24 protein-coding genes are annotated in these 26,062 nt (G+C 43.5%); 9 read left to right on the top strand and 15 right to left on the bottom strand.

Going from position 1 to position 26,062, the window contains the following annotated elements; translation table 11 throughout:
• A partial coding sequence (locus RMO55_RS19830; protein WP_396134418.1) for a peptidylprolyl isomerase occupies positions 1–365 on the top strand: 365 nt, incomplete at its 5' end.
• Positions 366–412: 47 nt separating this feature from the next.
• Here the strand turns inward: RMO55_RS19830 and RMO55_RS19835 are convergent.
• The 3 genes from RMO55_RS19835 to murG all read right to left on the bottom strand — a co-directional run bounded on the left by RMO55_RS19835 (position 413) and on the right by murG (position 2,338).
• A complete protein-coding gene (locus tag RMO55_RS19835) occupies positions 413–781 on the bottom strand; it encodes a hypothetical protein (RefSeq protein WP_310429541.1) in 369 nt (122 codons plus the stop codon).
• Between the two features lie 36 nt (positions 782–817).
• Positions 818–1,099 (bottom strand): DUF427 domain-containing protein, encoded by a 282-nt coding sequence (locus tag RMO55_RS19840; RefSeq protein WP_309734092.1) that lies wholly within the window; start codon positions 1,097–1,099, stop codon positions 818–820.
• A gap of 114 nt (positions 1,100–1,213) precedes the next feature.
• The gene (murG, locus tag RMO55_RS19845; RefSeq protein ID WP_310429543.1) at positions 1,214–2,338 is read right to left on the bottom strand and encodes an undecaprenyldiphospho-muramoylpentapeptide beta-N-acetylglucosaminyltransferase; all 1,125 of its coding nucleotides are present in this window, start codon (positions 2,336–2,338) and stop codon (positions 1,214–1,216) included.
• 324 nt (positions 2,339–2,662) lie between these two features.
• On the opposite strand from murG, the gene RMO55_RS19850 reads away from it, so the two are divergent.
• A complete protein-coding gene (locus tag RMO55_RS19850) occupies positions 2,663–4,180 on the top strand; it encodes a hypothetical protein (RefSeq protein WP_310429546.1) in 1,518 nt (505 codons plus the stop codon).
• Positions 4,181–4,360: 180 nt separating this feature from the next.
• The gene (psaI, locus tag RMO55_RS19855; protein WP_310429548.1) at positions 4,361–4,468 is read left to right on the top strand and encodes a photosystem I reaction center subunit VIII; all 108 of its coding nucleotides are present in this window, start codon (positions 4,361–4,363) and stop codon (positions 4,466–4,468) included.
• Positions 4,469–4,618: 150 nt separating this feature from the next.
• Here psaI and RMO55_RS19860 read toward each other — a convergent pair whose 3' ends face one another.
• The 6 genes from RMO55_RS19860 to RMO55_RS19885 form a co-directional block, all read right to left on the bottom strand.
• The gene (locus tag RMO55_RS19860) at positions 4,619–4,738 is read right to left on the bottom strand and encodes a photosystem II reaction center protein J (protein WP_015162046.1); all 120 of its coding nucleotides are present in this window, start codon (positions 4,736–4,738) and stop codon (positions 4,619–4,621) included.
• A gap of 48 nt (positions 4,739–4,786) precedes the next feature.
• A complete protein-coding gene (locus tag RMO55_RS19865) occupies positions 4,787–4,906 on the bottom strand; it encodes a photosystem II reaction center protein L (RefSeq protein WP_310429550.1) in 120 nt (39 codons plus the stop codon).
• A gap of 16 nt (positions 4,907–4,922) precedes the next feature.
• Positions 4,923–5,057 (bottom strand): cytochrome b559 subunit beta, encoded by a 135-nt coding sequence (gene psbF / locus RMO55_RS19870; protein ID WP_015162048.1) that lies wholly within the window; start codon positions 5,055–5,057, stop codon positions 4,923–4,925.
• A gap of 147 nt (positions 5,058–5,204) precedes the next feature.
• Positions 5,205–5,456 (bottom strand): cytochrome b559 subunit alpha, encoded by a 252-nt coding sequence (gene psbE / locus RMO55_RS19875; protein WP_310429553.1) that lies wholly within the window; start codon positions 5,454–5,456, stop codon positions 5,205–5,207.
• A 226-nt stretch (positions 5,457–5,682) separates the two neighbouring features.
• Positions 5,683–6,675 carry a photosynthesis system II assembly factor Ycf48 gene (locus tag RMO55_RS19880; RefSeq protein ID WP_310429555.1) on the bottom strand — a complete coding sequence of 331 codons (993 nt, stop codon included), beginning with the start codon at positions 6,673–6,675 and terminating at the stop codon, positions 5,683–5,685.
• Positions 6,676–6,765: 90 nt separating this feature from the next.
• Entirely contained in the window at positions 6,766–7,149 is a 384-nt protein-coding gene (locus RMO55_RS19885; RefSeq protein WP_310429557.1) for a rubredoxin, read from the bottom strand.
• 247 nt (positions 7,150–7,396) lie between these two features.
• On the opposite strand from RMO55_RS19885, the gene cax reads away from it, so the two are divergent.
• Complete coding sequence (cax, locus tag RMO55_RS19890; protein WP_310429559.1) at positions 7,397–8,470, top strand: calcium/proton exchanger; 1,074 nt, start codon at positions 7,397–7,399, stop codon at positions 8,468–8,470.
• A 290-nt stretch (positions 8,471–8,760) separates the two neighbouring features.
• Positions 8,761–9,561, top strand: a complete 801-nt coding sequence (locus tag RMO55_RS19895) for a PEP-CTERM sorting domain-containing protein (RefSeq protein ID WP_310429561.1) — start codon at positions 8,761–8,763, stop codon at positions 9,559–9,561.
• 178 nt (positions 9,562–9,739) lie between these two features.
• On the opposite strand, the gene RMO55_RS19900 is transcribed toward RMO55_RS19895, so the two are convergent.
• A complete protein-coding gene (locus RMO55_RS19900) occupies positions 9,740–10,528 on the bottom strand; it encodes an ABC-2 family transporter protein (RefSeq protein ID WP_310429563.1) in 789 nt (262 codons plus the stop codon).
• 139 nt (positions 10,529–10,667) lie between these two features.
• Between RMO55_RS19900 and glp the strand changes: the two genes are divergently transcribed.
• Positions 10,668–11,909, top strand: a complete 1,242-nt coding sequence (gene glp, locus RMO55_RS19905; protein ID WP_310429565.1) for a gephyrin-like molybdotransferase Glp — start codon at positions 10,668–10,670, stop codon at positions 11,907–11,909.
• A gap of 233 nt (positions 11,910–12,142) precedes the next feature.
• Here glp and RMO55_RS19910 read toward each other — a convergent pair whose 3' ends face one another.
• The 3 genes from RMO55_RS19910 to RMO55_RS19920 form a co-directional block, all read right to left on the bottom strand.
• A complete protein-coding gene (locus tag RMO55_RS19910) occupies positions 12,143–13,816 on the bottom strand; it encodes a ribulose bisphosphate carboxylase small subunit (protein ID WP_310429567.1) in 1,674 nt (557 codons plus the stop codon).
• A 200-nt stretch (positions 13,817–14,016) separates the two neighbouring features.
• On the bottom strand, positions 14,017–14,256 hold the full coding sequence (locus RMO55_RS19915) for a hypothetical protein (RefSeq protein WP_310429569.1): 240 nt from the start codon (positions 14,254–14,256) through the stop codon (positions 14,017–14,019).
• A 101-nt stretch (positions 14,257–14,357) separates the two neighbouring features.
• The gene (locus RMO55_RS19920) at positions 14,358–15,770 is read right to left on the bottom strand and encodes a TldD/PmbA family protein (RefSeq protein ID WP_310429571.1); all 1,413 of its coding nucleotides are present in this window, start codon (positions 15,768–15,770) and stop codon (positions 14,358–14,360) included.
• A gap of 118 nt (positions 15,771–15,888) precedes the next feature.
• Here RMO55_RS19920 and RMO55_RS19925 point away from each other — a divergent pair, with 118 nt between their 5' ends.
• From RMO55_RS19925 to RMO55_RS19935, 3 genes are read left to right on the top strand one after another with little or no spacing between them, the layout of a single operon-like run.
• Complete coding sequence (locus tag RMO55_RS19925; RefSeq protein WP_310429573.1) at positions 15,889–16,203, top strand: DinB family protein; 315 nt, start codon at positions 15,889–15,891, stop codon at positions 16,201–16,203.
• The gene (locus RMO55_RS19930; RefSeq protein ID WP_310429574.1) at positions 16,191–16,397 is read left to right on the top strand and encodes a DinB family protein; all 207 of its coding nucleotides are present in this window, start codon (positions 16,191–16,193) and stop codon (positions 16,395–16,397) included. The genes RMO55_RS19925 and RMO55_RS19930 overlap by 13 nt, the downstream gene beginning before the upstream one ends.
• 21 nt (positions 16,398–16,418) lie before the next feature.
• Positions 16,419–17,105, top strand: coding sequence for a phytanoyl-CoA dioxygenase family protein (locus RMO55_RS19935; protein WP_310429576.1), 687 nt, complete (start codon positions 16,419–16,421; stop codon positions 17,103–17,105).
• A gap of 51 nt (positions 17,106–17,156) precedes the next feature.
• Here the strand turns inward: RMO55_RS19935 and RMO55_RS19940 are convergent, their stop codons facing one another.
• Both RMO55_RS19940 and RMO55_RS19945 read right to left on the bottom strand, forming a co-directional pair.
• Positions 17,157–18,656 (bottom strand): response regulator, encoded by a 1,500-nt coding sequence (locus RMO55_RS19940; RefSeq protein ID WP_310429578.1) that lies wholly within the window; start codon positions 18,654–18,656, stop codon positions 17,157–17,159.
• 188 nt (positions 18,657–18,844) lie between these two features.
• Complete coding sequence (locus tag RMO55_RS19945; RefSeq protein ID WP_310429580.1) at positions 18,845–26,059, bottom strand: PAS domain S-box protein; 7,215 nt, start codon at positions 26,057–26,059, stop codon at positions 18,845–18,847.
• Positions 26,060–26,062 lie beyond the last annotated feature (3 nt).

Here is a 26,062-nt window from a genome sequence, read left to right on the forward strand (position 1 = left end):
GGATTCACGAACAAGGTCAATCCTTTACCCATCTGGCCACAGAATATTCCGAACATCCCACCGCCCACAGAGGTGGCTGTGTGGGACCGATTTCTGGAACAGAATTACACCCCCTAATTTACCACCAGACAATTGGGCTAAAACCCAAACAACTCTCACCGATCTTTGAACTAAACGAGCGTTATACCTTTCTCCGACTCGATCGCTGGTTGCCCGCACAGTTCGATCTGGCGATGGAGGAAAGGTTCCTCGATGAACTCTTCGAGCAGTGGCTCCAACAGCAAATCGAGGTACGGATCGGCAAGATCGATATCGTCTCGTTCGATCGAGTTTTAGGCGATCGGGAGATCGAGAGTCGGAATTAAGATCGACTTATTTAACTTGGGTATCAGTCCTCACCAACTAGCACAGATTAAAGCGGATCGAGAGGTTGGCAAAAACGATTGACACCGTACTCATGTGCGTATAATAACACAGGCAAAATTAACAACTTTGGACAGACTTTTAGCAGCACAAAGTGTTGAAATAGTGTTTTGAAGTTACCACTAACCATGTCATTCCGAAATTCTGATTGACAGATCGCTACCCGACATTTTTTTGCCAATCCATCCAACCATTCACTATTATTAATATCTGGCTGTTGTCCGACCCGAATCGCTAAAGTCATTGCCGCATCTTCAAGATCGCCTTCACAGTCAGCGATTGTCTCTAATGAGACGATCGCCTCTGGAATATCGGCAAATTGAACTTTCAATTCCTCAATGATGTGGAGATCGACCATATTGATTTCTAAGTGTGCTGAAAATTCAATCTACATTTATGAAACTTTAACACCCTTCCAAAAAGCAACATAGCCAGCAATATTTTTAGCTGCATCCTTGGGTTCTGGATAGTACCAAGCCGCATCTGGATTAGTTTGACCGTCTACTTCAATCGTATAATAGTTACACAAACCTTTCCAGCCACAAGTGGTGTGAGTATTGCTGTCGCTAAAATACTGTTTATTAAGACTGTCTGCGGGAAAATATTGATTATTTTCAACAACGATTGTTGCATCGCTTTCTGCTAAGGTAACACCGTTCCAAGTTGCTTTAGTCATTTGAATTTTAGATTTTAGATTTTGAATTATTTCTATAACTTTCAGTCGAAGGATTGAAGCCTGTTTGTTTCGATTTCAATTTGACTTAGTTATTGAGATTTCGATCTGGTAATTTCAACCTTCAGCACCTTTTTGGCTGTGAATTGGCTGCATCGATCTCAATCGAGTATTTACTGATTCTCCAATGAGATCGGCTAGCAAATCTGCACTATTAATCACACCCAACGAACTGGCATTGGATGCCATTGATTCCCGACGCTGCGGATTTTCGAGCAGGTTGAGCACTTCAGTCGCTAGAAATTGAGCAGTGAGACTTTCTTGGCGAAAGAGTAATGCCGCATTAGCCCCAGCTAAGACATTAGCATTATAGTATTGGTGATCCTCCGCCGCATAAGGATAAGGCACCAAAATTGAGGGTGTGCGGGTAATCATTAGCTCATTTAAAGTCGCTGCACCAGCCCGACTAATCGCCAAATCCGCTCGTTGAAATAGTCCTGCCATATTGTCATAAAAAGGCAACACAATATACTGGGGATGTTCGATTTTCTCCGTTGGGTCATTTGCACCACCAACGATATGTACGATCGTCACTCCAGCATCCAACCAAGTCCCAACACATTCGCGAATCATCTGATTGAGGGCTACAGCACCTTGAGAGCCACCAACGACTACAATGAGGGGGCTGTCCTTGGAAATGGGTAAATCGAGGGGTTCTGGGGTCAAAAACTGTTGACGACAGGGAGTCCCCAAATAGATAGTTTTAGCGCGGGGGAGATATTTACTTGTCTCGACAAAGCCAACTGCAACCTTGGTACAAAAAGGACTGAGAGATCGAGTAACTTTACCTGGGAGGGCATTTGACTCGTGGAGAAGAACTGGCAGCCCGAGCGAGTAACCAGCTAAAATGGCAGGTGCAGAAATATAACCACCAGTACTGAACACGGCATCGAACTTACCCTGTTTGAGCAGTTTTCGGACTTGGAAGATACCTTTAATTAATCCAACAATAGTTTTCAGTGTACCCAATCCCAGTTTTCCCTGAAAACCACCAACCCGAATTAGATGCAGCGGATATTCTTTAGGAACTAACTTAGACTCTAGTCGATCTGGTACGCCCAACCATTCGATCTTGTAGCCTGAGAGCTTTTCGGCAACTGCGATCGCGGGAAATACATGTCCCCCTGTTCCACTTGCGGCAATTAATAGCTTAGTAGCTTCCTTAGACACTAGTATTTTCATTCCTTACCTGCGACATAGCTATTCTAGCCGATTGCCGTTCATTCGATCCTCTGTCTTGCTGAATCGGCAAACGCTGCACGAATGGGGATGTGTAATTATTAATTAACCTAAGTTGCTAGTTATAGGTTGTTAGTGGGATGGGTGTTAGGTTTTAGCTGTTAGGTTTTAGGTTTTATCCATCGCTAATACCCAATACCCAATACCCAAATCTTTAACATTTGTTATAACTAGCAACTTGCGTTAATTATCAAACAGCCCCTGGCTCAGATCCACACGATCCCCTAAGATACTAAAATTTAGATTCAGTGCATCTAGGGATAACGAATGGAATACTGGGAGTTTCTAATTCAGCGCGAGGGAGATCGAAGCTGGCGATCGATTAAAACAGGTAATCTCCAATTAATGGAAGGTCAGTATCGGATCGTCGCACATAGCAATCTTGCTGAGACAAAAATCCAGACTCGGATCGCTCATCAAACTCTAGGTTCGACAGTACCACAAAGACGATCGAGATCGATCGACCAAATGACCAATGCTGGCGGATTACTAGAAATATTGCCCTTTACCCACTTAAAATCAGGAATTTGGCAATTTGTTTGCAGTGGCACGACATCAACACAGACATCATGGCATCATGTGCTCAAACTCCGCGTCTTGACACGAATCCCAACGCAATCTCCGCCTAATTTTACGAACCCAACACCAACCGAGCTACTGGAAATTGGTGCAGCATCATCATCTAGTATCACCAACAACCAACCGCTGACTCACAGTTCGCAAGTCGTTCCCGCTCAATTTGCAGAGATCGAAGAAAGTGAGGATTTTGTCACACCAACAGAGCCAATTATGCCGATCTCTGTCATGGGCGAACCAGAAAACTGGGCGGAAAGACTCAATTTATTATTAGAAAGACTAGAGTGGGAATCATTACAACCTCAAAGTCAGCAACCAGAAATTATCGAGACACTACTGGGCAAAATTAAGCTTCAACCGATCGTCGATTCACCCTCTCAACTAATCGATCTGGATCGATCGACATTTTCTGGTCTAATTCCTGGTCATCAACTAATGATTAGCGGTGCTTGTAATTTACAGTTATTGACTGGTCATATCGTTCAAACAGTCAAAATCGAGAAGCTGTCTATCTGTCTTCGCCACCCACAAACTTCCGAAGTCGTTGTTTCGATCGAACAATCTTTACCCTCAAATCTTCACACGTTTATTTTTCACGGTCGATTAGAATTACCTTCTGAGTCTAAGATTACCCTCCTATTGGGTGAGGTTAGTCTTTTTGATCGACATCATATTCAACTTGGCTCCAGAGGCTTCACCGTCACCCTCAATCTCAATCCCTTACAAGAATCCGAACCTTCATCACTACCACCCTTAGATCGCCACACAGATATTCCAGAAGCTACTCGTGAGCATCTGGAGCGGCTCGATCGATCTACCCAAGAGTCACAACCAGCATCAGCTACACTTGGATTGCGAGCATCGATCCCCCAGACTGCTCGATTTGCCGCCACCGCACAAACCAAACCGATACAATCCGATCGATATCCCACTGTCCCCCTCGCCTACAAACGAGAATCCTTGTTTACCCATCCAGATGTTCTTCCCGTCGAACCATCCACAAGTAGCAATTTTCTTCACCCAGCAGCAGTTAAAACAACAATAGACCCAGAGATCGAGACCGGTCTCAACTCTGTTGATATCGATCTAACTGGCGATTTGGAGATTGATTTTGCCCATCCGACCTCAGCTACCCCGCCATCTCATCGTCACTACCAGCCTCGCCACTATGAAAACTTAGAGATAGTTATCGATGATTACCGACCCTAGGCTACGCCAACGATTGTAGATTAACTAATTACCACCAGGTCGTTAGACTTTATCTTTCAACTCCATTTTCAGCTACTATTAAGATTTATAAACTTTTGTCAAAATTTTGTGAGCCTTTTTAGCTGACTAATTCAGATAGAATCTAAAGATGCAATCCATATAAACAAAGGACTTTTAATTATGGCAGCTTCTTTTCTCCCTTCCATCCTCGTCCCTACTGTTGGTTTAGTATTTCCGGCTGTAGTGATGGCATTTTTATTTTTGTACATCGAACGCGAAGCAGCTTAGGGATTAGGTATTAGCTGTTAGCGGCTACGTGTTAGAAACTTAGCCTAAAGCCTAATACCTAATGCCTAACGCCAAAAAGCCGGACTAGTCCGGCTTTTTAATTAAGATAGAGATCGTCGGCAATTTTTGATTTAGATACCGTTATCCTGCTTACATTGATGAGCCAATTCCAGCATAAGAGCCATAGAAGAATAAGCTCACAACTACAATTACACCCATACCAGCAACAGTTGCTACTAGCCACAGGGGAATTCTTCCTGGTTCAGACATAATTTTTTCCTTTTGTAAATATCCCAACAGTAATACAAATCGAACCGGTTAGTTAAAGAAGTAACTGGTAAACAAAATTCCAAGCGTAAAAATCATTAACAAGCCCAAAAATAGTGAAGCTCGATTGAGTTCTACTGGCTGGTTATTGGGGTTTGGAGTACGTTCCATAGTTTTAATTTAAATCTTATCTTTGAATAAATTGCATGGCAGCGATCGCGCCAATAAAAAACACAGTTGGTACGCCCAAAGTATGGACAGCTAACCATCTGACAGTAAAAATGGGATATGAAATAGGCTGATTTCCGCCACCGCTAGTCATCTTCTGCGCTCCTACAATTAAGGAAAGTTGGTTTAAGGTTTAGTTATGAGTTGTTAATTATTGGTTGGTTATTATCACTCGATCTCTAAAAAACAAGCGAAGAAATAACTTTCTAGCCCACAGGCTAGGATCGACCAATACATCCAACTATTTATCTTTAATAAACTTCTCGATCTGATTTTTAGAGTCAAATCGATCGGATACGATCGGTAGCTCCTGACGATTCTGAGTAAAATACTCATCAGGACGAGGGGTACCAAAGGCATCATAAGCCAAGCCAGTGCTAACAAACAGCCAACCAGCTACAAATAATGCTGGAATCGTCAGGCTATGAATGATCCAGTAACGAATACTGGTCACGATATCGCTAAATGGACGTTCTCCGGTCGAGCCTGCCATATCGATTTTCTCCCAATCTTGAATATCTTTACTAAATCCCAGTTTATCTCATAATCTTGAAGAAATGTGATGTTTAAATGAGAGAAATTTAATTAGGGATTCGGGAGCCAAAAGTGCGCCGCAAGTAGAGCACCTTTTCAAGACATTCGGGATTAGGCTTGACGATGCAAGTAGGATATTAATCCTCATTCCTAACCCCTAACCACTAATAGCTCACCCCTAAATCCTAAGCTGCTTCGCCCTGGTACTGTAGCAATATACCCCGCTGACCGATGATAAAACCGCGATCGGCACTCAAGAACAAAATCTTGTAAAGATTCGATGGTACCTCTTCTATCGCCGTATCCTTGAGCCAAGTTTTGCCACTATCGTTACTGACGAGTAAATCTCCACTCCCACCAGATACCCAGATTTCGCCAGGAGTCCGATAAGCGAGATCTAACAAACCCAGATTGGTTTTCTGTCCAGGGAATACTTCATTATCCCAGGCTTCGGATGCTTCGGGCTTGCTAAATTGCAATTGTCCGCCACGAGCTAGCATCCATAACCGATTGTCATTAGTAAATCCCATGCTAGAAACGCGGCGAGAACTATTCCGGTTATGGGGTTCCCAACTTTCTTGACCTGGTGTCCAAGTAGAGTAGAAGTTACCTTTGGCAGAGACAGCGACATATTTACCGTCATCAGCACGAGAAATCGTCCGAAATACGCCGACAGCGCCACTAACGAGAGCCTTCCAATTTTTCCCAGCGTCTTTGGTTGCATAAATCGCCCCAATGTCGGTGGTCATTTCTGCCGAGCTTGCACCCAAAGCTTTAATGGTAGCGGGAGTTCCTGGTAATTTTGCACTCAGCGCAAGTCGTTCCCAAGATTTACCCGTATCTTTGGTGTGAAGGAGAATCGCAGGTTCGCCAACAATCCAGCCTTCATCGCCAGCAAAACTAATTGACGTGAAACGGTATTTATCGCTATCTAGTTCTAGTTTGCGATTTTCCCAGGTTTTGCCGCCATCATTGGTTTCCAAAATTGCCGAGTCGCTGCCAACAACCCAACCATGTTGGGGATTTCCAGTAAATGCCAGATCTTGGATATTTGATTCTGTGGGTAACTGGATTGGTTTCCACGGACTAGTTGCTAAAGGTGTAATATGACTGCAACTGACGCAAAATATCCCGATAGCCAGGAGCGTAGCAGCTTGTCTAAGAATTCGTTTAATCATATATTGGGACGATCGATAATTACAGTAATGTTTATTGATAGAGAGGGATAAGCTTGCTTTCTCTACAACCTAAGACCTAAATCCTAAAGCCTAATTCAATGTATATAGACTGAGTAAAAGTAAGATTCCTACTCCCAGCCCACCATAAATTAATAAGCTTTTTTGCTCCTGTGTCATGGTGTTAACACCAAATCCGTAGCCCTGATTTTCTTTAAACCCAGAAACTGCATTAGTCCCGATATTTGTAAAAGCAGCTTTTTTGGCAGTACAGACCGGACATGTCCAGGCCGCAGGTAGTACGCTAAAAGGTGTACCAGCAATAACCTTATTTTTGGGATCTCCTCTATTGGGATCGTATGTGTAGCCACAGGCGCGACATTCAAACCGATCGTCATCGGTATTTTCTACTTTTTGGTCTGTTGTAGTTTCCAGATCTTCTGGACTACTAAGACGGTCTTGCTCTCCATCGTTCATAAAGGTAATTTTAATATTAGATAATTATTAACATCCTGTTACAAATTTTGGCATATTATGTCGAAGTTTGGTATTGGATATTGAAAAAGATGGGGTGTGTGAGAGTTGGGGAATTACGGAGTTGGGGGGTGAGGGGGTATGGAAGTAACGGAGTAAGAAACACACCCCCACACCCCCACACCCTAACACCCCCACACAGCCTAACACCCCTACACCCCTACACCCCTACACCCCCACACCCCAACCCATGTCTATCAAAAAAATCCTCTCCATCGGTTTATTAGTATTCGTCCCAATTTCCATTACAGCCGAACAGCTCCACTGGGGAGATCTAACTGTATTTATCACCTCAGCGTTGGCGATCGTGCCCCTAGCCATCTGGTTGAGCACCGCAACGGAAGAAATAGCCGTAGTCACTGGTCCTGCCGTAGGCGGGTTGCTGAATGCCGTATTTGGTAATGCCACAGAAGTGATTATTGCTTTGGTCGCGCTCAAAGCTGGCTTAGTTGATATTGTCAAAGCTAGTATTACTGGAACGATTATTAGTAATCTGTTGTTGGCAATGGGTTTGTCGATGTTTTTGGGTGGTTTGAAGTACAAGGAGCAAGAATTTAAACCGATCGTGGCACAAGTCAGCGGTTCTTCGATGACGTTGGCGGTAATTGCGATTTTACTACCAACAATGGCTTTTTATTCTGCTAATAATTCTGATGCATTTGCTGTCGAAAAACTCTCGATCGCGGTCGCAGTTATTTTAATTATAGTTTATGCGATGACCTTACTATTCTCGCTAAAAACTCATAGTTATTTGTATGATGTTAGCTTGGTTGATTTAGACGTTGAAGCTACCGAACACAAACCGGATTTACGCCTCTGGTTATTTATTTTGGTCGTTTCTACCCTAGCAGTTGCTTATGAATCGGAGATGTTTGTCGGGGTCGTCGAAGCCGCTACCAAAGGTTTGGGTTTAACACCCTTATTTACGGGGGTGATTTTATTACCATTAGTTGGCGGTGCTGCTGAATATGTCACCGCCGTTGGTGTCGCCATCAAAAATAATATGGATTTATCCGTCTCGGTGGCAATGGGTTCGAGTTTATTAGTTGCCTTATTAATGGCACCGCTATTAGTTTTAGTCGGTTACGCGATCGGTCAACCGATGGATTTGAATTTTAATCCGTTTGAAATTGTGGCGGTAGCAGTAGCGGTAATTGTGGCTAATTTAATCAGTCTGGATGGTCGATCGAATTGGTTAGAAGGGATATTATTACTGGCAACTTACCTAATTCTAGCGGCGGCTTTCTACTTTTTGCCGATTTAAAGCTTCTCAGTATATATTGAATTATTTATGCAACAAAAGTAGCAAAGTGATTGATTAACAAGCCATTTTGCTGAATCAAAATTTTATTAGAGTTGATAGGATTATCATGTATTTAATTAGTCTGAAAGTGCCGTACTTAAAGACATGGAAATTTCAAAGTATCAATAATATCATTGCCGCAGTAAGACCATCGTACAGCAAAAAGCACGAATCGCCGATTGTTATATGTAAGTCCATTGCGTCAGGATAAGTACTTCACAAAATTCAAAACTTCTTCAAGGACATAATTGATGACGATCTCTCAGCTCAAAGATTTTTCTAAATTAGTCAGTGCTGCTGCAGTTTTTGGTGTGGCTTCACTGGGCACAATTCCGACGGCTAGTGCTGCAATCCTCAAAATTGGTGCGGGTGCTTTCAACGCTCAAGCTGGGTTAATCACATTTAGTGAAAAACCTTTGGGAACCGTCAATCCGGTATACACTCCAGGTCAATATGGTGGTGGTGCTAGTGCTCCAACGGTATCTTTTGGTGGAATATTTACAGGGCAAACTGTGGGCACAGCACCTATTCCGCCAGGTGCTACACCTTCAGGAGTCGTAAATGGAATCCCAACAGGTCCTTTATCTCTGGGCGGACCTAATGCCTTCATCTCCAGTGATGGTAGTAATCCAACTAGTCCCGTGCTTTCTGGCACTCCTCTATTCAACGGACCAATTAGCATTTTATTCGACACAGATCAAGCTGGTGTTGGGCTTGATGGCGGTTTTTTTGATTCGATCGGCAGTACTGCTATCACTGCTTTCTCTCGTAATGGTACCTTGTTAGGATCGGTCCTAAATTCAGCGACAGGAATTGAATTTCTCGGGCTAGTAACTAGTGATGGTAGCAACCAAATTGCTGGACTACAATTTTCCTTGGTAGGAGCAGAAAGTGCTGGTTTCGCGATCGACAATTTACGATTTGGCACCAGTGGTCAAGTTAATATTCCTGGGGCTGCTGCCGTTCCCGAACCTTTTACCATCATCGGCACTCTAGTCGGTGGTACGGCCGCATTACGGATGAGAAAGAAACTAAAATCTGATAAAGCGTAGGTCGATTCTCTTTCTCTAACAGCATAATTAGCATCTGCTGTTTCGGAAATGCGCCAACAATATAGTTCGATCGAGCACTAAGCAAATTCGATGGTTTCAGCAATGATTCTCATCGTTTGCTTGGTGCTTGGTTTTAAATCCAAACAACTTAGTCCGATCGCAATTATCAATTATCAATTCATGCGCCCATTCCTGAATACTGGCGTAGACCTTTCTTCCAGAGCCAACGATTGACGATCGAGAACACAATTACCCAAATCGAGATCGTACCAAAACTGTGAATCAGATCGACTTTTAGACCAGTTAGAATACTCGCAGGAAAGTTAATAATATAGGGAAATGGTGTCCACAAGGCGATCGATCTTACTGCTGGTGGAAATATTTCTAATGGCGCGATCGCCCCTGACAAAAAGAGATGAACTAAAAACCATACCTCCTGAATCGCACTAGCTTTTTCAGTCCAAAAGGCAAACATTGCCAAGGTATACTGAATTAGGAATTGTAAGGCAAAAGCACTGGTACTGGCGATCGTGAATAATAGTAGCGTACTCAAATTAGGCACCCAAAATGCATCTGGATATAGTAGAAAGAAGAGCGCAACTAATCCAAAAATAAACGGTAATCTGGCAAATCTTTCGCCAATATGCGAGAATATATGATGCCAAACTGGATCTAGTGGTTGCAACAATCGAAACGACAACTTCCCATCGACAATATCACGCTCAAAATCCCAAATTACCCAGACTACGGTGAGCTGTCGTACCAGATAAACTGCCAGAAAATACCGAGCAAACTCGATCGAAGATAAACCAAAGTTTCCTTGCTCTGCTGCTTGAGTCCACACCCCCATCAGAATGAACGGTAACGACCCTGAAAGTGCCCAAAGCAAGAGTTCTGCTCGATACTCTAGCATGTAGGCATAGTAAGTCAGTAACAGTGCTTTGGAGATTCTCAATAATTGTTTCATAAATCGACGTTGCGAGCGCAGTAAAGTAGTTCTGTCGGAGTTGAAACTCTCAGAATCGTCAACTAAAGTTCAGTCTAGCTCTTCCTTCGATCTATAGTGGAAGTAATTAACACTCCCACACCCATATTTCCCTAATCAAATGCTCCCTGTCTCCCACGCCGAAAAGATTATTCTCGATTTAGTACGACCTTCGAGTGGAATAGAATCAATCGATCTGAATCTCGCGACGGGGCGAATTTTGGCAACTTCGATTGTCAGTCGGTTAGACTTTCCCCATTGGGATAACTCAGCGATGGATGGTTATGCCGTAAAATTTGCTGATGTACGATCTAGTACGTCTAAACACCCAATTACGCTCGAAGTCGTCGAAGAAATTCCGGCTGGATATCAGCCCCAACGAGAGATTCAATCTGGAGAAGCCGCGCGCATATTTACAGGGGCGATCGTGCCTGCTGGAGCCGATACAATTGTGATGCAAGAGCATACCCAGCCCGTCCAGAAAAATTTTGTCAAAATTCAGATAACTCCAACAGCGAGATCGTTCATTCGCCAGCGGGGAGAATACGCCCGTATTGGCGATTCGCTGCTCGCGGCTGGTACGGTTTTAAATCCCGCAGAAATCGCAATTTTGGCAGCGACGGGATGTAGTGAAGTCGAGGTTTACCGTCGTCCCCGCGTGGCAATTCTCTCCACTGGCGATGAATTAGTGACACCAAATCGCCTATTGAAACCAGGGCAAATTGTTGATTCCAATCAGTATGCCTTAGCCGCCTTCGTACAGCAAGCTGGCGGTATCCCGATCTGCATGGGAATAGTCCCCGACGACCGAGCAAAATTGACCGCTGCAATGTCAGAAGCGATCTCGTCGGCAGATTTTGTCTTATCTACTGGTGGTGTCTCTGTCGGCGATTATGACTATGTAGAGGATATCCTGGCAGAATTGGGTGGAGATATTCAGATTCGCGCTGTGGCGATCAAACCAGGGAAGCCGCTGACGGTGGCTAAATTTAATCGAGGAGATCGATCTGTCGTCTATTTTGGACTTCCAGGTAATCCTGTCTCAGCATTAGTTAGTTGTTGGCGATTTGTCAAACCTGCGATGGCGAAACTTGCAGGTTTACCAAAGTCTAGTTGGTACCCAAAGTGGATAGAGGCAATAACTACCCAAGATTTAACCGCTGATGGCAAGCGGGAAACTTATCTCTGGGGTAAATTAGAGTTAATTGATGGAATACATCACTTTACTCTGGCTGGGGGTAGTCATAGTTCGGGAAATCTCATCAATTTAGCAGGTACGAATGCTTTGGCAGTAATACCTGTCAATACAAATATCATTACTGCTGGCTCGAAAGTACAGGTATTTAACGTCAGTTCGGTTTAAGGACTGCCGATCGATCGCTTTCTGCTCCGCTCTTTACCCGCCTGGGGATTAATCCCCAGGCTAATAGCTCAAGTCTGTTAAAACACACTGATAGATTCTTGTTAGTCTGTTTTAACAGACTTGAACGATGAGCACCGCACTTTGGTAGCGGGTGGTAATGGAACGAAGCCAGAGGACTGTGCAACGATGGCCGCGACTTCAGTCGCTAGCACTATCGTAGGCATTAACATGAGCTACTTACTAGGGCGATGAATCACCTTCTCAGCTACGCGCTTCTTGACTTTTTGGTCTACACCAATGACGCGGACGTAAGACTTTTGTCGATCCTTGACGATCGATTCCAAGGATCGCACGACTTCTGAGGCGTTGCTACCAGACACTTGTCCGCCAGTTTCCCAGGCGTTGCTCTTTTTGCGCCGCTCGTCGGCAAATTCGGTGAAGATTGCACAGCCTTGGGCGACGAGACGAGAGATCGTCTCAATAGCATCAATGGTTAAGAGAGAACTATTTGTATTAACTTGACTACTCTTGGTACCAGTGCTAAAACTGTTGCTGGCAATAGTAGTACTACTGCTGGTACTAGTAGATTGACCGGGACGATGGACGATTTGCTCGGATACCCGCCGCTTGGCGTGAGGATCGATGCCGATCGCCCGTACATAGTCGTTAGGATAGTTAGCAATACAGTCAGAAATTGCAGCTAAAATTGCACTTTCGGATTGGGATTCGACGGCGTAGGTATTCCAGGAGCTAGTTTGGAAGCGACGTTTGTCAGCACGTTCGATCGCTATTTTACAGCCTTGGTTGATGAGTTGGCGCACGATGGTTGCTACATCGGCATTCGCACCACTAGAGCTAGCAATATTACTCGCAGCAGGGCTAGAACTAGGTTGACTGAAACTCGTGCTAACACTGCGAACTTCGGACTGTCCAGGGCGATCCGTAGGACGTTGGATGATGGTTTCGAGTACCCGCCGCTTGGCATTGGTATCGATGCCGATCAAGCGGACATATTCGCCACTATGGTCTTGAAGGCAACTTTCGAGATGGTTGAGAATTTCACCTTCGTTCCGAGAGTTAAACGACGTACAGCTAGTCCAAGAACTGGTCTGAAAGCGACGTTTATTGGCATGTTCGGTGCCAATTTGGTATCCTTGGGAGATCAGGTTGCGGACGCTGCTAACGACATCTGGGTGCAGACTGGAATTCTGGGTATTTTTTTGTTTAAGTGGCAGATCCAGCGTTGTGGGACCAGTTCCAGATAAAGCTGCTGCATTAGCACTTTGGATATCTGCGACACACACGACATCATCAACGCAGTGGTAGCCCGATCGCAACGAATCGTTGATACTAATGATGTGAGCGGCGAATTTCTTATCGTCAGGCTGTACTTCTGATAGTCGATCTGCTTGCTGCTGGCTGGTAATAATTGCGCCAGAGGGCACATATTTGTTCGGCGGAATTTCGACATCCTGAATTAGGGCGTGCATCATCACAACACAACCGTGACCGACCTTCGCATTAAATACCGTGGAACGAAAGCCAATAAAGCAGTCGTTGCCCACATATGCAGGACCGTGAATCAGTGCCATGTGGGTGATAGAGCTATTATTCCCAATCCAGACGGAGTAAGGCGTACCATCATCGCCAGTCACTCGCCCTTGCTCTAGTCCGTGGATCACTACGCCATCTTGAATATTGGTGTTCGCACCGATCGAAAAGGGGTTGCCCTCATCGGCTCGAATCGAAATCCCTGGCGCGATCATCACGTTTTCGCCAACACGGACATCGCCAATGATGTTAGAAAAAGCGTGAACGTAGGCACTATGGTGAATCTTTGGCTCTGCCAAATTCTGCGACCACGGTGTTGGCGGGGCGGCGGTAGCATTACTCCGAACTGTCGTCATTATCTAAATCTTCCTTCTATAAATTACATTGCGACTACCCAGCACTTAGTTGTTTTAGCGCGATGCCAACGAGGGTCGCGCTAGCCTAAGATCGCAAGAACCCTAGCATCAACAATACAGTTTAGGGGTTCAGTTTGGCAACATAATATACAATTATTCTTTTCGATTTAGACTATAAGCTAAACTAATGATGGTGTAATTCATCCAGAACGGTTTGCCCGCTCCGTCATGTATCGATCTAACGTGGTGTAATGTCCTGCTGCATAGTCAGCGCGAGCAGCCTGAATTTCAGCAATGTCATCAGGAGCATCTTCATCATCAGGGAATAATTCAGCTTCCACAAATTCCAAAAGCTGATGTTTTTCAGCAATCCCTAGTGATGAAATTGCTTCTAACAACGATTGAAATGAGATGTCTACTTTTATAGTACTCTCAGCCATTATGATTTCCCTCGATATTTATTCATCATTTATGCTGTCAAGTCTGCACAACTAACATTAGAGAGTTTCACCATCCTCTCAACAATCTTTTGGAGATTATTTCACTCATCCTCATCATCCTCCATATCACCCCCGACAACTACATCCCGAATCCGCAAACTCGGCCCGCCGACACCTACAGCCAAACCACCTTGCCCAGCCTTTCCGCAACCGCCGGACTCATCCCAGTGGAAATCATCGCCAATACCTTCGATATCGCCCAACGTTTTAAACACATTGCCAGATAAAGTCACATCCCGCACTGGTTCGGCGATTTCACCATTGCGAATCATCCACGCTTCACCTGCGCTGAAGGTAAACATCTCACCATTTGTCATGCCCCCTAACCAATTGCGGGCATATACGCCTTCCTTGATATCGGCAAATAGATCGGCGACAGGAGTATGTCCGCGATCGATCCAAGTATTCGTCATTCGCACGATCGGGGGATAATGATAGTTCAAGCACCGTGCATTACCTGTCGCCGCTTCACCCAATTTCCCCGCCGTTTCTCGCGAGTGCAAGCGTCCCACTAATACGCCATCCTCGATTAATTGCGTCGTCGTGGCGGGGGTGCCTTCGTCGTCGTATAAATAACTCCCACGATGCCCCTCTGGTGCAGCTCCATCGAAAATTTGCAACTCCTTACAACCAAAGCGTCGCCCCATTGTCATTACTTCCAACAGGTCGGGATTTTCGTACATCGAATCAGCCTCGGAGAGGTGCCCAAATGCCTCGTGAACGAATAAACCACTCAAAATGGGGTCGATGACGACAGTATAGGCATTACCCTTCACAGGTGGCAGGAACAGGGCAGCTACTGCACGCTGGGCGGCACTTTCTACCTGTCGATCGAGTCCGATCGTATCTTCATAGGCTTTGCGGGAACCGAGGGTTTCGCGTCCGGTTTGAACGGTATCGCCATTGCGGGCGGTGGCAGCAAACCGAATCTCCATATCGATCCAGGATTGTTCGATTAGGGTACCTTCAGAAGTCGCCAGGACGATATGCTGGGCACTATCGCCATAACGCACGGAAGTCGTGGCAATGCGGCGATCGGTAGTCTGGAGAATGTGATTATAATGCTCGCATAATGCCTTTTTGTGAGCGATCGGAATCTGGCGTGGATCGGTGCCAGTCAGGGGTAAACTACAACTAGTCTGAATAATCTCGATCGGTGCCAGAATCGTCACATCTTCACCGATAATTCGCGCCGCCGCGATCGCTTCTTCGATTCGTTCTGCTAGGGTTTCCAACCGATTGAAACTCGCAAAACCCCAACCACCTTTATAACACGCACGCACCTGTCCACCGATCGCCAGATCCTCGCTCAAAGTCTCGACTTTATCGCCACGGATCAGAATATCTGTCCCTTCAGACTCTTCTAGTCTAATCGCTAGGTAATCGACTCGATCTCGATAACGTTTAATCAGATCTGTCAGGCGGTTCTTGCTGTCAACGATAATGGAAGGCATAAGTTAGGTGTTAGGCTGTAGGGAAAGAGTTAGAGACTAGGGGCTAGATGGATTTCGATCGATTAGGCTTTAGCACTAAGATAAATATTCAAGACCTAAAGCCTAACCCCTAACTCCTATGAATTACTACACTGTGATGGCGACGTACAATCAGTGGATAAATCAGAAGCTGTATGACATCTGTACGAGTATTCCCGATGTCGATCGAAAGTCAGATCGTGGGGCTTTTTTTAAGTCGATCGATGGTACTCTCAATCATATCCTGGTTGGCGATCTCATTTGGTTGGGTCGATTCACCCAGCAACCATTTGTCGGTAAGCTCGATGGGGGAATATATAGTAATTTTAGCGAGTTATGGGCAGAACGAGAACGACTCGATTTTCCAAGGAAAGGCTACGCCAACGAGCTATTATCGATTGGGTGCAAAATTTAACTCCAAGTTGGCTGAATGAGACTTTAACTTACACCAATAGTTCGGGTTTCACTCGCACGCTTCCCCACTGGCTGCTGGTGACGCATATGTTCAACCACCAAACCCACCATCGCGGACAATTAACTACCTTGCTCAATCAAATGGGGTATGAGCCTGGGGTGACGGATTTACCAGCAATTTGGGATCGACAATAGTGGATGGTGGATGGTGAATTGATGACTATTTTTACTGGAGAGATTGAGGAAAATGGATTTGTGACGATCGATCGGTACCTCAGTCTAGACTCGATCGAGTCACTAATTGCAGATATTACTGACCTCAATATTACTCCAGGTCGAGCGGGCATTAGAAATTTATTAGAGTTAGCCCCCAGCATCAGAGTATTAGCTCGGAGTCAGGAGATTCGATCGCTAATAGAGCCAATTTTAGGCGATACCACACGAGTCGTCAGAGGGATATTCTTTGATAAACAACCTAGTGCAAATTGGAAAGTACCCTGGCATCAAGATCGCACCATTGCTATCAAAAATCGCTTGGATGTACCTAGTTATCACTCTTGGTCTGTGAAAGCCGGAATTCTTCACGTTCAGCCGCCTACGGCTATTTTAGAGCGAATGTTGACAGTGAGAATTCATCTGGATAAAACTGATGAGTCAAATGGAGCCTTGAAAGTAATTCCAGGTTCTCATTGTCACGGTAAATTGACGGATGCGGAGATCGATCGATGGAAGCAAACATCCCCAGGTATTACTTGTAACTGCGATCCTGGTGGAATCCTGCTGATGCGCCCATTATTATTGCACGCTTCATCTACAGCGATCGTTCCAAGTCATCGCCGAGTCATTCATCTCGAATATACCAGTTGTGAATTACCATCAGGATTGGAATGGTATTCCTATTGACTACTCCTTATCGGCCAACTTCCAAAGTTTAATGCATGGCTAATATTGGGACTATTTCCGTTCGCTTATCTCCACGAGGCTGGCTGTTAAAAACTGTTGGATCGTAGTGTTGAGTTGTTTGAGTTTAACTGGTTTGGGGATGTATTCATTTGCTCCGGCTGCCAAACATTTCTCACGATCGCCTTCCATTGCTAGGGCTGTCAGTGCAATAATTGGAATCTCGGCTAGTTGCGGATTTTGACGGATCTGAACGATCGCTTCTAGGCCATCCATTCCAGGCATTTGAATATCCATCAAAATCAAGTCAGGATGGTGTAAATTAGTCATTTCAATCGCCGATTGTCCATCTTGAGCGACAATTGGGCGATAACCCTTGGCGGTGAGATAGCTGGAGATCGTGTTGATATTCAGTTCATTGTCTTCAACAATCAGAATCAAAGGTTGTTTGGGAATTTCTTCAACAATAGTGCCAGATCGCGAACTAAAATCTTCAGCACTGGAGATCGAGTCTAAACTAAAATATCGATCGGGCAAGGATACGATCGTACAACCACCTCGACCAATTGTACTCTGGAATTCTAGCGTGCCACCATGTAACTCGACGATCGGTTTAACGAGCATCAAACCAAGTCCAATCCGGCGGCTGTTAATTGGTAAAAAAGATTGAGTTGCTTTGTGGTTGCAACTGCTAGATATGTCTTTGCTAGTATCGATCGCCGAAAACTGAATTACAGAAGTGGCATTGACACCAGAGCTTGCTCGCGCTTTCCTCACTACCAATTTGACCATCCCGCCGACGGGGGTAGAATCGATCGCTTGAGTGAGGAGATTAATTAATACTTGATGTATCCGCTGTAGATCTACAGCAATATCACCAACCAGATCGGGAATATCTAGATCTAGTTGAATTTGCTTCTGAATTGCACAGTGTTTGACAAAGGTGATGCTGGAGTCGCAAAGTTCAGCAACCGAAACATTCGTTATTTCTAGTTCTAGTTTACCAACTTGAATTTTCGATAAATCCACCATGTTATTGATTAATGCGAATAAATACCATCCGCTGCGATCGATAGTAGTGACAGCATTGAGTTGTTTCTCATTCATGCTCCCAAAGACTTCTTCTAACAATATTTCGGACATTCCCAAAATGCTATTGAGGGGATTACGAAATTCATGACTGAGAGTAGCAATAAATTCATCAGTAAAGTAATTAGACCCGCCCAGTTGTTGCTGCCGTTGGCGGAGGATTGATGCTAAGAATTGCGGATACTGTTGTTCGAGGCTTTCTGTTTTGAATTTAGCTCCCGATCGAGCATAACAATCATAAGCATCTTGGAGATAGACAACGGCGATTTTTTCCTTGCCCCATTCTAAATAAAACTGAGCAGCACATTCATGGGCGATCGCTTCTGCTTCAAGTGAGTTACTGGCTTGTGCATCGAGAATAGCTTGATCGAGCCGTGAAATTTCGGCAATCGATGGCTCGAAACCATCAACAGTTAGGGTTGAATCTGTTTTTTGAATATAGTCGTAGCTATCGAGGGAATTCATAGTTATGTAAATGCTTTTGCGGATAGCTAATGAGATCGATCGCCGATTAACTATATCTAGATTATTAAGGGATCTTAAGCGATCGGCTCGATCTTAATATGTGATATTCATCAACTCAGATCTTGGATCAAAACAAAGTTACTAGTGAATAGTTTTAGTACTTATGACTAAGTTTTGAGTCTATTTCATCAGTTGTTATGTACTGAGGGGAGATGTGAGTCAATTATTCCCGATCGATTCACATCTAGACACTCCTGAATATTTTGGTGTAGTTCCCTGAGTTTGAGTGGTTTGGCAAGGTATTTATTTGCACCTGCTGCCAAGCATTTTTCGCGATCTCCTGGCATTGCGAGGGCAGTAAGGGCAATAATTGGGGGTTGGATTTGGGTAGATTGTTGCCGAATATATTCGATCGCCTTGATGCCGTCCAGATCTGGCATTTGGACATCCATCAAAATCAGATCGGGTCGTTGACTTTGATACATGGCGATTGCTTCATGTCCATTATTTGCAACGATCGTTCGATAACCTTTAGCGATCAGATAACTAGAGAAAGTATGAATATTTATCTCGTTGTCCTCGGCAAGTAAAATCAGCGGAGCAGTAGGGGCAACAGGAATGACAGAGCGGCTGAATTCGTCGGGGTGGAGATCGAGTGATTCGCCCAGAAAATTTAAGCCAGTCTGCGGTAGCATAATGCTAAAACAACTACCTTTACCAACCTCACTAGAGATCGAGACAAAACCACCGTGTAATTCAACAATTTGTTTGACAAGTACTAATCCCAATCCAGTTCCTTGATATTTACGATTGAGATTACTATCCACCTGAATAAAAGGTTGAAAGAGTTTGGCAATATCATCGCTAGCGATGCCAATGCCCGTATCGCTGATGGCGAAACACAAACTATAGCCTGTTGTTTGATGACAGAATGCGGGAGATTTAGCAGAGATAGATAGTGTGACCAATCCGCCATTGGGTGTGAATTTAACCGCATTATTTAGTAAGTTAATTAATGCCTGACGCATCCGCCGTTCATCAACAAATATACGATCTAAATTCGCTGGAAAATGAGTATCAAGTTTAATCTTTTTCTCAAATGCTTTTTGTTTGACAAATTCTAAGCTCGACTTACACAATTCTGCTAGAGAAACTTCGGTGATGTTTACTTCTAATTTACCTGCGGCAATCTTGGAAACATCGAGGATATCATTAATTAATGAGAGTAAATGCTCACCGCTTTTTTCAATGGTCGAAATCGACTTAATTTGGCGGGGATTAAGGGAGCCAAATACTTCTTCCTGCAAGGCTTCAGACATCCCCAAAATTGCATTGAGGGGTGTCCGCAATTCGTGGCTCATAGTAGCAAGAAACTCGTCTTTGAGACGGGTAGCTTGTTGCAGTTGAGAGTTGGTCAATTCTAGTCGTTCATTTGCTTGTTGTAGCTCGGTTTCAACTTGTTTAAGACCACTAATATCGATGAATAACCCATTGGTGGCGATCGGATTACCATCGAGATTGCAGACAATAGTCGAAATATCATAGATCCAAATTGCCCGACCATCAGCCGCAATCAGTCGATATTCAAATTCACAACTCTGATGATTCTCGATCGCGGCATCATAGATTTTGAGTGCTTGTGCTAGGTCATCTGGATAGATATGATTTTGCCAAAAATTGGTTTGAGACAGCCAGTCTGAGATCGGATAACCAAATAATTCAACGGCTCGATCGCTGACGAAACTAAATCGATCGATTGTGATATCGTATTCCCAAACAACCCCATTAATTGATTGGATCAAGTTGTAATATTTCTGTTGGGATTTGGCCAGATCTAATTCTGCTTGCCTCCGTTCGCGTAGTGCAGTTTGCTGTTCGGTAATATCTAACATTACGCCATCCCAGACGATCGACCCATCCGGTTGCAATTCTGGGCGGGAAGCTGACTTGATCCATTTTGTCATTCCCGAACTCAACACAACCCGTCCTTCCCATAGCTTAGGAGTCATATTTTGAGCCGACTCAGCGACAATCCGCTGAAACTCCGCGAGATCGTCTGGATGGATAGTGCTAATTAAACTGTTCGCATCAGCGATAACTACGGCTGCTTCGATGTCAAATAGTTCGTAACAAACCGAGCTAATGTAGGGAAAAGCCATCTTCCCATTAGGTGTTAACTGAAACTGATAGATCGCGCCAGGAATATTATCAGATAACTTTTGATAGCGTACTTGTGACTGCTGTAGGGCTAACTCTGCTGCTTTAGCAGCGGTAATATCTCTAGTGCGGGTGAAGTTGTATTCCTCACCTTGAAATTCAAAATAATTGAGACTAATTTCAACTGGATAGCGGTTGCCGTCTTTACTCTGATGATAGACTTCAACCGAAAATCCACCAGTCTTTTTTAGCTTTCGCCAATGGTTCGGCCAGGTATGAGGTGAGGTTTCATCATCAATATCCCAGATATACATTGCAGCTAATTCCGTTGAGGAATAGCCTAACATCCGACACATAGATTTATTGACATAAGCAAAAGAACCATCGGGCTTGAGTAGGGCAATACCATCGGCAGAATTGTCTACTGCAAATTGGGTAAACTCTAGTTTCTGTTCCGCAATTTTGCGTTCGGTAATATCTAAGGCAATCCCGACAGTCCCTGTGATGTTCCCATTACTATCTCTGATCGGTGTTTTAATTGTTTCTAACCATCGTTTTTCTTGCTGACTATTTAATACTTTCTCTTCTACTATTTTACGCTGTCCAGATTGCATCGTCAGTAAATCATCATCTATATATTTCTGTGCTAGTTCAACGGGCCAAATATCTAAATCTTTTTTACCAATCAGTTCTGTTGGAGCATGTCCGCTCACATCTCCAAAAGCTTGATTCACAGCAATGAATTGACTATTTTTATCTTTGAGCCAAGCCAGATGCGGAATATTATTCAGGAGTGCTTCTAAATAACTCTGCTGAAGACAGACATCTGCTGCAGCTACCTGAGATTTTTGGTAGAGATTGGCATTGTCAATAGCGATCGCGGCTTGGGTACATAGAAAAGAAATAATCGTTTTTTTGTCTGGGTTGAAAATATCTGGAGCTTGGCGATGTTCTAAATAAATAACTCCAATTACTGATTCTTGCTTGACGATCGGCAGGGCAAAAACACTTCGTGGTTGATGTTGGTTTAAATATCGATCTTCGTTGGCGTAGCCTCTCTTCTGGAGAATCGTCGATCCACCAAATTTATCTAATGCTAGTCTTTGACGAGCATCAAAGATCGCAGTTTGTTGGGTGTTCTTGACCCAGTAAATTAATTTTGCTGGACACTCAAGATTATTTACTAGTGGGCGGTGAGTTTGGTCGATACTAATAGTACCAGAATTGATGGTCGCGATCGCATAAATTTGCCACAGATCGTCAGGATTATTGATGATTGAGGATGTGCTAACAGGCAATGCCAATATACAGGTTTCAGCACCAGAATTCTTGAGAATAATTTCGACAAGTTGCCGAATTAGTTGGGTAATATCCAGTGCACTAGATAAAACTTGGGCTGATTGAATCACTGAAGCCAAGTCAATTGTATCGACACTCTGAATACTATAGCTATTTCTAAGTCGAGAATTGGTAATCGTTGTCAGGGTAGATAGGGGATTAAGCTCCTGTTGCTGTGCTTGGAGGATGGGGGTGAGGAGTTGAGGATAGCGTTGTTCTAAATCATTTGTTTTGGCGGTGGCTCCCCAACGGGCGTAGCAATAATATGCTTCTTGCATATAAATAGCTGCAATTTTTTCTTTACCCCAAGCCAGATAAAATTTAGCAGCGAGTTCATTAGCTAAGGCTTCTTCTTGGCTAAAGCCGTTGACTTTTGCCGAGCTAATGGCTCGATCGTACAATTCAATTGCTAAACTATTTTTACCAGATTGTCGCAATCTTTCTGCTTCAATTAATTCCCATTTGTGACTGGCATTCATAGGGGCATACTTGGCAACTAGCCCAACTTGTTTTTGACAGGTAGATATTTGCCGCTTGTACCCAATGGGGTCGATCGCAATCATGGTCAGCGCACTATAAAAATTAAAAACACAATTAATAAAGTGACCTGCTACAGTATAGATAGATTCTAGACATGTTTGGAGCGATTGAATCGATCTATCTAAATCACCAAAAATATAGTAAATTATTAACTTTTCAATATGCAGATAAGTAATTCCCGTAATATAACCCGATTTATGACATCGATCGATAAATGCTCGATCGTCAAAATAATCGCTTCTAAATTCAAAATAATTTGGAGAATTGCCTAATAAATTATCAATGCTTTGACCAGTTCGATCGTTAAATGAAAATGGTACATCTTGATTTAATGATGCAATAATTTGACGATTTCTACATATATGTTTGCGAACTATCTGTAGATTTTCTCCAGCTAAGTATCGAAAAAATCCATCATTCACTAAGTTCCATGCTGCATACTCAAAGTTTCCGACTTCAATCCCTGCTTCATAGCCTTGATATTGCATCTCAATTGTCGCTTGAAGCGAAATATCCCAGGTTTTGATCGCTGAACTAATAAAGAAGACGCTAGATTTAACACGATTGTTAGATATTTTTTCTAAAATATCAATTGCCGCTCGATTGTATTTAATGCCGCGATCGATTTGATTGAATGCTGCTGTCAAAATAAAGCTATAAACTGCATACCCAGTGCTAGAATACTCACAATTACCATGCCGTTCGGATAATTGGACGAGTTTGGTAGCTACAACAACAAATAAATTAGGATAGAGCAGATATGAAATCGAGATTAAAGTATCAAGAAAATTCATGCTTTCTCTAATTTTTTGATTATCAATATTTTGGCGATTTTTAATTAAAGATGGATTTTTGCCGATTAAAATCGCTTCGATTTTAATTAATGCTGATAATGCTGTAAGCTTATTAACATGCTTGGATAAATAAATACCAAGTTCGGCTAAGATGACAATCCCTAAATCGACAGCTTCGCTAAGTCGATCTTCACCGATTAGATCTGTCATCTTAATTCGATAAACGCCACATCGATCTAATGGAGCGATCGCTCGTTCTAATACGATGTTGACATAGGTGTTAAATTGTGAATCGTTAATTAATTGCGCTGTTTCGGCAGCAATTTCATGTAGATCTAAAGCCCATTGATATTGATTTATCCAGGGGTCATCAGCTAAATATTTAATACCCTGTAAGCTATAGTTAAAAGCAATATTATAAGCTGTATTCGATCGAGCCTTACGAGCAGCAAATAAATTCATCTGCATCAGGTTTTGTTGCTCGATCGGATCGTCAATGATCCTAGCACCTGCATTAAATTGATTGACAATTTCTAATAATCGATCGGATTCTGCCAAGTCAGATATTTGTGAATACAATAGCCTCCCAATACTTAAATGGGTAGCTGGTTTCCGATCTTCAGGAATCAAAGAATAAGCAGCTTGCTGAACTCGATCGTGCAAAAAGCGATAGAGAGAGACGCAATCATTTGGGAGCGCACTTCCCACACGATCCACACCAGCAACATCATCCTGCAAATCCTGCAAATCATGGTAGAACTTGTAGATGTGACTATTAGGCAAAATCAACCCAGATTCTAGCCCCATCCACAGATCTGAAGCCGTATCAAATTGCGATTGTTCTGAGACAATTGCTAAAGTATTTAGATCGAACTGATTACCAATACAGGCCGCTAACTTGAGAATCTCTTGAGTTCTAGATGGCAATTTCTGCAACTGAAGAGCTACAAATTTTACAACATCATCCGTCAAAGCTAGGGCTTCTACTCGCGTAATATCACATTCCCAATAGCCTTCAGAATTGAACCAAATCTCGCCATCATGATGTAATACTTGGAGAAACTGAGTGGTAAAAAAGGGATTACCTTGAGTTTTGACATCGATTAATTTTGCTAATGGTTGCGATCGATCTGTCGAACAATGTAAGGTATCAGCGACTAATTGATTGGTATCTCTAAATCTGAGCGGTGCGAGCGTAATAGTTTGCACAATTACCTTGGCTTGTTGCAATGCCTGCACCATTAACATCAACGGATGAATCGGCGATACTTCATTATCCCGATATGCCCCCACTAATAGTAGATATCCTTTCCCTCCCATCAATAGTTTCATTAACTGGAGCGAAGCCAAATCAGCCCACTGTAAATCATCCAAAAATATGACTAAGGGATGCTCCGGTGTGGTGAAAATTTCAATAAACTTTTGGAACAACATATTAAACCGATTCTGCGCCGCCGTTCCTGATAATTGAGTAACAGTAGGCTGAGAGCCAATAACTAACTCTAATTCAGGAATTGCTTCAATTAAAACTCGACCATTTTCGCCCACGGCTGCCAAAATTTGGCTTCGCCAATTAGCCAGTTGGACATCACTTTCACTCAATAGTTGACCGATTAAATCCCGAAATGCTTGGACAAATGCCGACAGGGGAATATTGCGATTAAATTGGTCGTATTTACCTTTAATAAAATAGCCATGTTGGCGGGTAATCGGCTTGTGAACTTCATTGACAACCGCCGTTTTGCCAATTCCCGAAAATCCTGCCACCAACATCAATTCCGTCTGTCCTTGACTGACACGAGTAAAGCCATCAAGCAAGGTTTGAACTTCTACCGATCTACCATAAAGATGTTCGGGAATCAGAAATCTGTCGCATAAATCTCGCGATCCTAAGTTAAATCGATCGATTTTCCCCGTCAATTGATATTGATGTAAACACTGTTCCAGATCGTATCTAAGTCCCAATGCACTTTGATAGCGATCTTCCGCATTTTTTGCCATCAGTTTGGCAACTATTTGGGATACTACAGTGGGAAGATCTGGATTGACTCGATCGATTAGAATTGGTTGCTGTGCTAAATGACAATAGATTAATTCAGTAAAATCTTCTGTCTCAAACGGCAATTTGCCCACTAGCAACTCATACAATGTCACTCCCAAGGCATAAAAATCAGTACGATAATCAATCCCCCGATTCATCCGTCCAGTTTGTTCGGGCGAGATGTAAGCTAAAGTACCCTCTAATAAGCTAGGGCTAAGCATTGATTGGGTTTCACGGGGCAAAAGCGAGGCAATACTAAAGTCAATTAGTTTGACTTGCTTGGTGGTGGGATTAATTAGAATATTGGCAGGCTTGATGTCTTTATGGACGATCCGCTGTTGTCCCAATCCGTGGAGAGTGTCGGCAAGCTGAATCGCAATCTCCAAGACATCGGGGCATGATAATGGCTGATTTTGACGATACTCAGTTAAGGATATACCGCCAAAATCTTCCACGATCAGGGCATAACCGCGATGATATTCTTCTAAGCTATAGGTACGAACAACCCCTGGCAGATCGAGATTTTTGGCGATCGC

The organism is Chamaesiphon sp. VAR_48_metabat_135_sub (assembly GCF_031418915.1).
Taxonomy (GTDB): Bacteria; Cyanobacteriota; Cyanobacteriia; order Cyanobacteriales; family Chamaesiphonaceae; genus Chamaesiphon.

Bases quoted from the DNA above. Each gene is read 5' to 3' on its own strand.
- RMO55_RS19835 (WP_310429541.1), bottom strand. From the start codon at position 781: ATGGTCGATCTCCACATCATTGAGGAATTGAAAGTTCAATTTGCCGAT.
- RMO55_RS19840 (WP_309734092.1), bottom strand. From the start codon at position 1,099: ATGACTAAAGCAACTTGGAACGGTGTTACCTTAGCAGAAAGCGATGCA.
- murG (WP_310429543.1), bottom strand. From the start codon at position 2,338: ATGAAAATACTAGTGTCTAAGGAAGCTACTAAGCTATTAATTGCCGCA.
- RMO55_RS19850 (WP_310429546.1), top strand. From the start codon at position 2,663: ATGGAATACTGGGAGTTTCTAATTCAGCGCGAGGGAGATCGAAGCTGG.
- psaI (WP_310429548.1), top strand. From the start codon at position 4,361: ATGGCAGCTTCTTTTCTCCCTTCCATCCTCGTCCCTACTGTTGGTTTA.
- RMO55_RS19860 (WP_015162046.1), bottom strand. From the start codon at position 4,738: ATGTCTGAACCAGGAAGAATTCCCCTGTGGCTAGTAGCAACTGTTGCT.
- RMO55_RS19865 (WP_310429550.1), bottom strand. From the start codon at position 4,906: ATGGAACGTACTCCAAACCCCAATAACCAGCCAGTAGAACTCAATCGA.
- psbF (WP_015162048.1), bottom strand. From the start codon at position 5,057: ATGACTAGCGGTGGCGGAAATCAGCCTATTTCATATCCCATTTTTACT.
- psbE (WP_310429553.1), bottom strand. From the start codon at position 5,456: ATGGCAGGCTCGACCGGAGAACGTCCATTTAGCGATATCGTGACCAGT.
- RMO55_RS19880 (WP_310429555.1), bottom strand. From the start codon at position 6,675: ATGATTAAACGAATTCTTAGACAAGCTGCTACGCTCCTGGCTATCGGG.
- RMO55_RS19885 (WP_310429557.1), bottom strand. From the start codon at position 7,149: ATGAACGATGGAGAGCAAGACCGTCTTAGTAGTCCAGAAGATCTGGAA.
- cax (WP_310429559.1), top strand. From the start codon at position 7,397: ATGTCTATCAAAAAAATCCTCTCCATCGGTTTATTAGTATTCGTCCCA.
- RMO55_RS19895 (WP_310429561.1), top strand. From the start codon at position 8,761: ATGACGATCTCTCAGCTCAAAGATTTTTCTAAATTAGTCAGTGCTGCT.
- RMO55_RS19900 (WP_310429563.1), bottom strand. From the start codon at position 10,528: ATGAAACAATTATTGAGAATCTCCAAAGCACTGTTACTGACTTACTAT.
- glp (WP_310429565.1), top strand. From the start codon at position 10,668: ATGCTCCCTGTCTCCCACGCCGAAAAGATTATTCTCGATTTAGTACGA.
- RMO55_RS19910 (WP_310429567.1), bottom strand. From the start codon at position 13,816: ATGACGACAGTTCGGAGTAATGCTACCGCCGCCCCGCCAACACCGTGG.
- RMO55_RS19915 (WP_310429569.1), bottom strand. From the start codon at position 14,256: ATGGCTGAGAGTACTATAAAAGTAGACATCTCATTTCAATCGTTGTTA.
- RMO55_RS19920 (WP_310429571.1), bottom strand. From the start codon at position 15,770: ATGCCTTCCATTATCGTTGACAGCAAGAACCGCCTGACAGATCTGATT.
- RMO55_RS19925 (WP_310429573.1), top strand. From the start codon at position 15,889: ATGAATTACTACACTGTGATGGCGACGTACAATCAGTGGATAAATCAG.
- RMO55_RS19935 (WP_310429576.1), top strand. From the start codon at position 16,419: ATGACTATTTTTACTGGAGAGATTGAGGAAAATGGATTTGTGACGATC.
- RMO55_RS19940 (WP_310429578.1), bottom strand. From the start codon at position 18,656: ATGAATTCCCTCGATAGCTACGACTATATTCAAAAAACAGATTCAACC.